This window comes from Pseudomonas meliae (assembly GCF_001400515.1).
GTDB lineage: Bacteria > Pseudomonadota > Gammaproteobacteria > Pseudomonadales > Pseudomonadaceae > Aquipseudomonas > Aquipseudomonas amygdali.
Genome location: NZ_LJQT01000022.1, coordinates 1 through 9,625, shown reverse-complemented (window position 1 = coordinate 9,625; position 9,625 = coordinate 1). Strand labels below are relative to the sequence as shown.

Annotated in this window: 6 protein-coding genes and 2 pseudogenes; 3 read left to right on the top strand and 5 right to left on the bottom strand. The window is 59.9% G+C overall.

All coding sequences use genetic code 11. The features are described from left to right. Positions 1-107: 107 nt before the first annotated feature. The 4 genes from ALO64_RS01035 to ALO64_RS01020 form a co-directional block, all read right to left on the bottom strand. Positions 108-1,064 carry a D-2-hydroxyacid dehydrogenase family protein gene (locus ALO64_RS01035; RefSeq protein ID WP_044345237.1) on the bottom strand — a complete coding sequence of 319 codons (957 nt, stop codon included), beginning with the start codon at positions 1,062-1,064 and terminating at the stop codon, positions 108-110. A 40-nt stretch (positions 1,065-1,104) separates the two neighbouring features. Further along, positions 1,105-1,758 carry a DUF1345 domain-containing protein gene (locus ALO64_RS01030; protein ID WP_044345238.1) on the bottom strand — a complete coding sequence of 218 codons (654 nt, stop codon included), beginning with the start codon at positions 1,756-1,758 and terminating at the stop codon, positions 1,105-1,107. Between the two features lie 147 nt (positions 1,759-1,905). Then, on the bottom strand, positions 1,906-3,258 hold the full coding sequence (gene gudD, locus ALO64_RS01025; RefSeq protein WP_044345239.1) for a glucarate dehydratase: 1,353 nt from the start codon (positions 3,256-3,258) through the stop codon (positions 1,906-1,908). Positions 3,259-3,310: 52 nt separating this feature from the next. Beyond that, positions 3,311-4,636 (bottom strand): MFS transporter, encoded by a 1,326-nt coding sequence (locus ALO64_RS01020; RefSeq protein WP_005745896.1) that lies wholly within the window; start codon positions 4,634-4,636, stop codon positions 3,311-3,313. 469 nt (positions 4,637-5,105) lie between these two features. On the opposite strand from ALO64_RS01020, the gene ALO64_RS01015 reads away from it, so the two are divergent. Further along, positions 5,106-5,819 carry a FadR/GntR family transcriptional regulator gene (locus ALO64_RS01015; protein WP_044345241.1) on the top strand — a complete coding sequence of 238 codons (714 nt, stop codon included), beginning with the start codon at positions 5,106-5,108 and terminating at the stop codon, positions 5,817-5,819. 13 nt (positions 5,820-5,832) lie between these two features. Here ALO64_RS01015 and ALO64_RS26710 read toward each other — a convergent pair. Further along, positions 5,833-7,003, bottom strand: a pseudogene (locus tag ALO64_RS26710) (alpha/beta hydrolase). A gap of 168 nt (positions 7,004-7,171) precedes the next feature. Between ALO64_RS26710 and ALO64_RS01005 the strand changes: the two are divergent. Both ALO64_RS01005 and ALO64_RS01000 read left to right on the top strand, forming a co-directional pair. Further along, a pseudogene (locus ALO64_RS01005) lies at positions 7,172-8,267 on the top strand (CdaR family transcriptional regulator). A gap of 111 nt (positions 8,268-8,378) precedes the next feature. Next, positions 8,379-9,518 (top strand): glycerate kinase, encoded by a 1,140-nt coding sequence (locus tag ALO64_RS01000; protein WP_044345242.1) that lies wholly within the window; start codon positions 8,379-8,381, stop codon positions 9,516-9,518. Positions 9,519-9,625 lie beyond the last annotated feature (107 nt).

Genomic DNA, 9,625 nt, shown 5'->3' with positions numbered 1-9,625 from the left:
TGCAGCGCCTCCTTAGCGGAGCAGGGTCGCATAAACAGGGTTTTTAGAGCAACAAAAAGTCTGAGTGACTGAGCCGGCAGATTACCGTTTTGACGGCGTACAACGTGTCAGCCAAGCAGCCGAATCGGCGAGCCCGCATGCCAGGCCTGAATGTCTTCGATCATCTGCCCATAAAAGGTCCGGTAGTTGTTTTCGGTGACGTACCCGATATGCGGGGTTGCCAACACGTTGTCCAGCGTGCGGAACGGGTGATTAGCCGGCAGCGGTTCGATGTCGAACACGTCGAGTGCGGCGCCTGCGAGTTTGCGCTGTTGCAGTGTTTCAAGCAGCGTAGTCTGATCGATGATCGGGCCGCGTGACGAGTTGATCAGGTAGGCGCTCGGTTTCATCCAGCCCAGTGCCTCCGCGTCCACCAGGCCACGGCTGCGGTCGCTGAGTACCAGGTGCACCGAGAGCACGTCCGCCTGTTCGAACAGTTGCTGTTTGCTGACGTACGTGACGCCCGATTCGGCAGCGGCTTCGGGTGTCAGATTCTGGCTCCAGGCAATGACCCGCATGCCGAACGCCTGACCGTAGCGGGCAATCCATTTGCCGATACTGCCCAGCCCGAGAATGCCCAGGGTCTTGCCGTGCAGGTCGCTGCCCAGCCCGACCTGCCAGTTGCCCGCGCGCAAAGAGTTGGCCTCGGCCACCAGATTGCGGGTGATGCCCATGATCAGCGCCCAGGTCAGTTCCGGTGCCGCGTGTTTATAGCTTTCTGTTCCGCACACCACAATGCCGTGCCGCTTGGCCGCAGGGATATCAATCGCCGCATTGCGCATGCCGCCTGTGACCAGCAATTTGAGCGCAGGCAGTTGGCTGAGCAGTGCCTCATCGAACAGGGTTCGCTCGCGCATCAGGCAAATGATGTCGAAGCCTTGCAGGCGTTGCACCATGGTTGCGGTGTCGGCCGGGAAGTCGTGCAGAAAGCTGATGTCGCCCGCGGAGTCGAGCACCGACCAGTCCACCACATCGCTGGCTATGTTTTGCCAATCATCGAGCACTGCGATTTTCAACGGGGTCATTGTCTGAAGGCCTCTTGACGGGGTTGTATGAAACCGAGCACTAATTGAACAGGCTGGCAGCGATATTAATCGAAAAGCCCAGAATCGCGGTGTTGAACACAAAGCAGATCAACGACTGGCCAAGCACAACCTTGCGCATTTCGCGGGTCGCGACGCCGACATCGGAGGTCTGTACCGCAACGCTGAGGGTGAACGAAAAGTACAGAAAGTCCCAGTAGTCAGGGTGCTTTTCTCCGCCGACAAACGCCAGCGCGGGCTCCTTGCCTTTCCAGGTATAGAACATGCGTGCGTAATGCAGGCTGAAGATCACCCCGATCATCAGCCACGAACCTATGACGGTCAGGCCGATGAAGGCGTGATGGAGCATTTTGGCGTCGCTGGACAGGCCCTTGCTGCTCGCGACTTCGAAGATGATCGCCGCCAGACTCGCCAGTGCCGCCACGCAGACCGTTACCAGAATGACGCCCGCGTTTTCGTCTTCCATCATCGCGACTCGGCGGACATCGTCGGCATTGCTGCGCAGTGTGCGAACGAAAATAAGGATCAGATACAGCCATACCCCTGTGTCCCAGCCGGTCAGCAGGCTCTGCGTGAGTGTTGCGTGGGGGATCAGCCAGGCCCAGGCAATGCCGGCGGTGAGGCCAACCAAAGCTGCGAGTGTCAGGCGAGGGCGGGTGCGGGCGAGATGGCGCATGCGGTCTAGTCGTTACAGGAGATTACGAGACAGTAGCATGCCCATTTTGCATGCCAAGCCGGATTTGAAAAAAACGGCGCGCAAGGGGGTTGCGCGCCGTGTGCCAGCCAGATTGTCAGCAGGCGGCGAGTGGTTTTTTAAGCTGGCTCAACGCACCAGGCAAGGCTGCTTGTTGTTGAATTTCCAGTCCGGGATCAGAAACTGCATGGCCACTGCGTCATTGCGTGCGCCCAGGCCCATGCCTTTGTAGAGTTCGTGAGCCTTGGCCAGCTGGTCCATGTCCAGCTCGACGCCCAGCCCCGCCTGCTTGGGCACATCGACCTTGCCGCCGATAATCTGCAACGGGGCCTTGGTCAGGCGCTGGCCGTCCTGCCAGATCCAGTGGGTATCAATCGCCGTGATGTTGCCCGGCGCCGCAGCGGCAACGTGGGTGAACATCGCCAGAGAAATATCGAAATGGTTGTTGGAATGCGAGCCCCAGGTCAGACCCCACTCGTTGCACATCTGCGCCACACGTACCGAGCCCTGCATGGTCCAGAAGTGCGGATCAGCCAGTGGAATGTCCACCGATTGCAATTGAATGGCATGGCCCATTTCCCGCCAGTCGGTGGCGATCATGTTGGTGGCAGTCTTCAGCCCGGTGGCGCGCCGGAACTCGGCCATGACTTCGCGACCGGAATAACCGTTTTCCGCGCCGCACGGGTCTTCGGCATACGCCAGCACGTGATGCTGATCGCGGCACAGGCGGATGGCTTCCTTGAGCGACCAGGCTCCGTTGGGGTCAAGGGTAATACGCGCATCGGGAAAACGCTCAGCCAGCGCCGTGACAGCTTCGATCTCTGCGTCACCGCTCAGTACGCCGCCCTTGAGCTTGAAGTCCTGAAAGCCGTAACGCTGGTGCGCAGCTTCAGCCAGACGGACCACCGCCTGCGGAGTCAGCGCTTCTTCATGACGAATGCGGAACCAGTCATTATCGGCGTCGGGCTCGCTGCGGTAGGCCAGGTCGGTTTTGCGCTGGTCGCCGACATAAAACAGGTAGCCGAGCATCTCGACCTGATCACGTTGCTGACCTTCGCCCAGCAATGCAGCAACCGGTACGTCCAGGTGCTGACCAAGCAGGTCGAGCAGGGCGGCTTCCAGCGCGGTGACAGCGTGAATGGCAATGCGCAGGTCGAAGGTCTGCAGGCCGCGGCCGCCCGAATCGCGATCGGCGAAGGCTTTGCGTGCCTCATTGAGGATCTTCTGGTAAGTGCCGATGCTGCTGCCGACCACCAGCGAGCGTGCGTCTTCCAGCGTCTGGCGGATCAACTCGCCACCCGGCACTTCGCCGACGCCGACATGCCCGGCATTGTCCTTGAGTATCACGATATTGCGGGTGAAGTAAGGGCCATGCGCGCCGCTGAGGTTGAGCAGCATGTCGTCATGGCCAGCCACTGGCACTACCTGCATCTCGGTAATGACAGGGGCCTTGCTGGTGATGTTGGCTTGTTGAATGTTCATAGCTGATCCCGTAAGAAAATATGGCCTGTAATGGCGTCGCTTCGAACCTGCATCAATGCGTGGCCGGGGTATGGATGGCGGCTACCGGCGTCGCTCCTGGCTTGGGCGTATTGCGCGCAGCGAAGACGATGATCGCGGCAATGATCGATGTGACCGTCAGGCCATACAGCCCGCCCTGGATCGAGCCGGTGTGCTCTTCCAGCAAGCCGAAAGTGGTCGGTGCCACGAAGCCACCCAGGTTGCCCACCGAGTTGATCAGCGCAATGACCGCCGCAGCGATACGTGCATCCAGATACGCTTGCGGGATGGGCCAGAACAGCGACGAAGCCGACTTGAAACCCAGTGCTGCAAAGCAGATGGCAACGAAGGCGAAGATCGGGCTGCCAGTGGTGGACATGAACATCCCGGCAGCGGCAATCAGCAACGCAATCGCTACCCACGCCTGCTGGCGCTTCCACTTGGCGGACAGCGTGGCGAAAGCGTACATGCCGATGATCGACAGCAGCCATGGAATGGAGTTGAACATGCCGACTTCAAAGTCAGTCAGGCTGCCCATTTTGCGGATGATGCTCGGTAGCCAGAAGGTCGCTGCGTAGATGGTCAACTGAATGAAGAAGTAGATCAGGCAGAACAGAATGATCTGGCTGTCCTTGAGCAACTTGCCGATGGAGGCTTTGACTGGCGTAGCCGCTTCGCGGGCAGCCTGTTCGGCATCGATGGCGCTGACCAGCGCGTCCTGTTCTTCGCGGGTCAGCCATTTGGCGTCGTGCGGTTTGGAGTCCAGCCAGAACCAGACGAAGAAGCACAGGCCCACCGAGAACATGCCTTCGATGAAATACATCCACTGCCAGCCTTTCATTCCGAAACCGGTGATCTGCAACAGCAGGCCTGATAACGGTCCCGAAATCAGCGAAGCGATGGCCGAGCCGCTGAGGAAAATGGCAATTGCCTTGCCGCGCTCAACCCCGGGCAACCAGCGGGTGAAGTAGTAGATCACGCCTGGAAAGAAGCCTGCCTCGGCCACACCCAGCAGAAAACGCAGGATGTAGAAGTGGGTTTCGTTCTGGATGAAGGCCATGCAGGCAGCAACGATGCCCCAGGTGAGCATGATCCGCGTCAACCAGATACGTGCGCCGACTTTCTGCAGCAGGATGTTGGAAGGGACTTCGAAGAGGGCATAACCGATGAAGAACAGTCCGGCACCCAGGCCATAGGCAGCAGCACCGATACCCAGGTCATGCTCCATGTGCGAACGCACAAAGCCGATGTTCACCCGGTCGATGTAGTTGACGATAAACATGATGACGAAAAGCGGCAGGACGTGACGTTTGACCTTCGATACGGCTGAACTCAGAACCGAATCAGTGCCGTCGGCCATCCTGGAATTGGATGTGCTCACAGTTGAATCTCCCACTCGTTGTTTTTATGCGGGTATGTGCGAAGTGTGTCCCTCGCATTGTAGGTCATCATACAAGTAAAAAAGGCTTGTGCAATCCCCTGATGCTGATGATTTGGACGATTGGGAAAGTTTTTCTGGATGCAGGTACATGCGCAGGGCGCGTCAGTATGACGATGTTAATTTAATATTTTTACCCATTGATTGCTGGGTATCAGCCTTTTTTATGAGCCGGGTATGACCTATTCACGGGCCGTTTCTTTCAAGCTGTGCTGTTGAAAAAAACGCTTCGAGGTAAATCAAGAGCTTTGACAGCGACAGATAGCTTGTAATACAAGTAAGACAACTGCGCAGGCCGATGCCACCGGCCTTTTTGCGCACTCAACCTCACATTCGCGCTGTCATGAACGTGATACGGCAGCCCGACCAGACAAGTCAGGATTCATTCGCCATGCAAGAGCCTGTCAGCGCAGCGCCCAAACGTCGTCAGCACAGCCTGGCCACCGATCTGGTCACCGAACTGAGCCAGCGTATTTTGCTGGGCAAAATCGCACCCGATCAGAAGCTGCCTTCCGAAAACCAGATCGTTCGTGAGCACGGCGTCAGTCGCACTGTCGTGCGCGAGGCCATTTCCAAGTTGCAGGCGTCAGGGCTGGTGGTGACCCACCACGGTATCGGTACGTTTGTGCTGGAGCGCAGTGACCAGACCGGCCTGCGTCTGAAGGTTGAAACCGTTTCACGGGTGCGCGATATCATCGAACTGCGTATTGGCCTGGAAACCCAGGCCGTCGCGCTGGCGGCTGTGCGCCGCACCGATGAGCAACTGGCGGCCATGCGTCAGGCACTGGATGATTATCAGGACCTGCTGGCCAATGACGACAGTTGTGTGGAGGCCGACAAACGCTTTCACATGCTCATCGCCGAAGCCACCGGTAACCCGTATTTCATGGAAATCATGCAGCACCTGGGCAGCGCGATCATTCCGCGTAGCCGCATTGCGTCAAGCGAGCGGGCGGGCAATAACCTCGCGCATCAAGGCTATCTGGCCAACCTTGAACACGAAGCACTGCTCAGCGCTATTCGCCGCAAGGACCCGGATGCAGCGCGTGCGGCGATGTGGACGCACCTGAGCAACAGCCGTGAGCGACTGGTGCCGCTGGAGTAAGAGCCTTTGAGTTTTACTGTGTTGCATTCAGCACGCCGAGCATCACTTGGGTTTGCCACTCGAAATACGGGTTGAAGGTCAGGCGTGCGTGGATCTTGCCCGGTTCGGTATAGCCCCAGTCCGAATACCACACCGGCTCGTCCGCCATGCATTTCGCGGTGTCCGGTGTGCTCTGGCCGTTCCAGCAGATGCGCTGGCTACCGGATACGCCATAAAGCGGGTTATCCGCTGAAAAAAGCAGGCCCATGTGGGAAAAGCGGCTGATGCGGTATTCCGGCAGGTAGTCCTTGCGCACCTCTACGCGCGGCGTATTGGCAGCGCGGGCGGGCAGGTCGCCGTACCAGATCAGGCGACTGGCGGGGTTACTGAAGCGCTGGCTGAAGTTGTCCAGCACGTAATCAGTGTCGAGTACCGAGTCGTGCTCGGCGATGGCGATGAACACCGGCTTGTCATAGCGACGTTGATGCAGGCGGTCCTGAGCCAGCGCGCTGCTGCGATAGAACTGGGCGAAACCGTTGGTGGGCATGTTCATGTAACGAACCGGCGTCTGCATCGGGCGCAGGCCGTCGTTGGGGGCGCAGGCCGTCGTTGGGGGCGGCAAGCCACAGCCTGGCCCAGCCGATCCACGGGGTCAGCCAGGCATAGCCGCTGTTGGAACGAAATGCCGGCGAGAACAACACCAGCCCGGCAATTTCTTCGTGGTCATAGGCGTAATCGAGCACCAGATTGGCCCCGGTTGAAAAGCCCCCCAGATAGACTTTCGGCACCTCGCGGCTTAGCTGTTGCGTTTGCTCTCGCACCACCTGCTGCCACTGCTCCAGACGCACATCAAGCATGTCTTCGGGCCTGGTGCCATGCCCCGGCAGCAGCACGGTCCTGACCAGATAGCCCTGATCGGCGAGCTTCTGTGCCACGTCATTGAATGACCACGCTGAGTCACCCAGCCCGTGCACCAGCAGAACGCCGCCTTTAGGCGTTCCAGTCGGGGTCCATTGGCGCGGCGCGTTCCAGCCCAGTTCGGCCTCATGGTCGGCGGTCTGGAAGTTGCGTTGCTTGCGGATCAGTTCAATGGTTTGTTGACGGTAGTCTTCAAAACGCTGCGTCGGTGCTTCGCTTTCCGCCATTGAGGTGCAGGCTTGCAGGGTCAATAGCGACAGCAGACTGGCGAGTCGGGATTTGATCAAAAGGGGGCCTGTGCACGTGTGTGGAAATTCAAAAGGTCGACGCGGGCACTCTGCCATGTACGTCGCGCCGGTGACCACTTTCAGGCACACTCGGGCGTTCTATAACTTCAACAAAATGTATCCATATGCCTAACCATTGCAAGCCTCGCCACGCGTCTGGAGCTTTTCATGTTCGCCCTTGATCGGGCGCTGGCCCAGGACATCGTCGACCGGGCCATGGCCATTCTGCCCTACAACGTCAATGTCATGGACTACCTGAGCATCATCATCGGCAGTGGCGACCCCGAGCGCTTGTGTACCCGTCATGAAGGCGCGCAGCGGGTGCTGGCCAACCGGCAGGTGGTGGAAATTGATTCGCAGGCGGCGTTGCAGCTCGGTGGCGTCAAGCCGGGGGTCAATCTGCCGCTGATGCTTGACCATCAATTGGTCGGCGTGCTCGGCATCACCGGCGAGTCGGACGAGGTCCGGGTGTACGGCGAGCTGGTGAAGATGACCGCCGAGATGCTTATGGAACACCGTCGTCAGCAGGCTGACCTGCAGTGGCGGGCACAGCGCAGCGAAGACCTGCTGGCGCGCCTGCTGCTGCCGGATTGCCCCGATAGCATGGTGGATGAAGCCCGCCAGCTTGGTTTGCAGCCGCATGTGGCGCGTCAGGTGGTATTGATCCAGTTTGACCAGCAAGGGCAGGTTGCCAGCCAGGTGGCAACCTGGCTTGGCACGCGTTACGCCGACAGTTGGTGCGTGCTGCGCGAGCCCACCTTGTTGTACTGGTGCCGCGCGACGGGCAAGGAACGTGACGACGCGCTGCTGCTCAAGCAGTTCGATGAGCACCGCTGGCCGGTGCTGCGCATGGCCACCGTGGCTCAGTCTGCTGATCTGCCTGCCTTGCGTCATGCCTGTGCGGCGGCGCGGGATCTGCTCGATTACGCCAGTCAGGCTCTGCCGGGGCAACGCTTGCTGCGTCTTGAGGCGTACCGTTTGCCGGTGCTGTTCTGGCGCTACCGCCACGACTGGCTGGCTGGCTGAAGACGTCGCCGAGCCGATTGGCCGTTTGCATAACCACGTACAACTGCTTGACACCCTGTGCAAATGGTTCGAGTACAGCGGCGAAAGCCAGGCCTGCGCCGAAGCCCTGGGCATCCATCGCAACAGCCTGCGTTACCGGCTGGAGAAGATCGGCGAGCTGACCGGCTGCGATCCTTACAAGACCAATGACCTGCTGCGTCTGTATCTGGGCGCGCAGATGATCACTCGTCACGACTGAACACGGTTTTTGTTCAAATGCCCGATAACGGTTGCCGATCGTTGTGCGAAGGGCTGGCGGCAAACCCGGTGGCGGATGAGAGCATGCGAGCATCGGATATGGAGAACAACAATGAAAATAGTCATCGCCCCCGACTCGTTCAAGGACAGCCTCAGTGCACAGGCCGTTGCCGACGCCGTCGCCACTGGTCTGGCCGAGGTCTGGCCGCATGCCCAACTGATCAAATGCCCGATGGCAGATGGCGGGGAGGGCACCATCGAAGCGCTGCTGGCAGCCTGCAATGGTGAACTGATGAGCGCCCGGGTCAGCGGACCGCTGGGCGATCCGGTCCAGGCTCATTGGGGCTGGCTGGCCGAGAGCAGAACGGCAATCATCGAAATGGCCATGGCCAGTGGCTTGCAATTACTGACGCTGGCACAGCGCGATGCCTGTGTGACCAGCACAGCAGGTACGGGCCAGTTGATCTCGGCGGCACTGGATGCGGGTGCCCGTCGCGTGATTCTGGCCATCGGTGGCAGCGCAACCAACGACGGCGGCAGCGGCATGCTCTCGGCATTGGGCGCACGCTTTCTCGATGCCGACGATCAGCCCTTGCCACCGGGCGGTCTCGCGCTTGCCGATCTGGCCCGTATCGACCTGAGCGGCTTTGATCCGCGCTTGTCTGACGTGTGCGTCGAGATTGCCGCCGACGTCGATAATCCTCTGTGTGGACCGAATGGCGCCTCGCATATCTTCGGCCCGCAAAAAGGCGCATCGCCCGAGCAGGTTGTGGCGCTGGATGCCGCACTTGGGTGTTTCGCCGACCATTCGGCGCGGATCCTCGGTCAGGACCAGCGCAACAGCCCTGGCAGCGGCGCGGCAGGCGGAATGGGCTTTGCTGCCAAAGCGTATCTGAATGCCTCGTTTCGCGCAGGCGTTGAGGTGGTTGCCGAGCTGACCGGGCTGGAGCAGGCGTTGACCGGGGCCGACCTGGTCATCACCGGCGAAGGCCGTTTTGATGCGCAGACCTTGCGCGGCAAGACGCCGCTTGGCGTCGCGCGCGTCGCGCAACGCCAGCAAGTGCCAGTGATCGTGCTCGCCGGAACGCTGGGCGAAGGTTACGAACAGCTTTACCCGCACGGCATTGGCGCGGCCTTCGCGCTGGCCAGCGGGCCGATGAGCCTTGAGCAGGCCTGTCGCGATGCCAGTCGCCTGCTGCACGACCGCGCGCGTGACCTGGCGCGGCTCTGGCAAATGGCGGCAGGACGCTGAAGGCTGCCCTTCGGGCAGCGCCTTGCACAGGCTCGGTCCAGTTGGCCGATCGGCCTTTTGAGTAAAAAATCTGATTATCACCAGCAATCCTAAGAGGGTGTAGACAA

Bases quoted from the DNA above. Each gene is read 5' to 3' on its own strand.
- gudD (WP_044345239.1), bottom strand. From the start codon at position 3,258: ATGAACATTCAACAAGCCAACATCACCAGCAAGGCCCCTGTCATTACC.
- ALO64_RS01035 (WP_044345237.1), bottom strand. From the start codon at position 1,064: ATGACCCCGTTGAAAATCGCAGTGCTCGATGATTGGCAAAACATAGCC.
- ALO64_RS01020 (WP_005745896.1), bottom strand. From the start codon at position 4,636: ATGGCCGACGGCACTGATTCGGTTCTGAGTTCAGCCGTATCGAAGGTC.
- ALO64_RS01000 (WP_044345242.1), top strand. From the start codon at position 8,379: ATGAAAATAGTCATCGCCCCCGACTCGTTCAAGGACAGCCTCAGTGCA.
- ALO64_RS01015 (WP_044345241.1), top strand. From the start codon at position 5,106: ATGCAAGAGCCTGTCAGCGCAGCGCCCAAACGTCGTCAGCACAGCCTG.
- ALO64_RS01030 (WP_044345238.1), bottom strand. From the start codon at position 1,758: ATGCGCCATCTCGCCCGCACCCGCCCTCGCCTGACACTCGCAGCTTTG.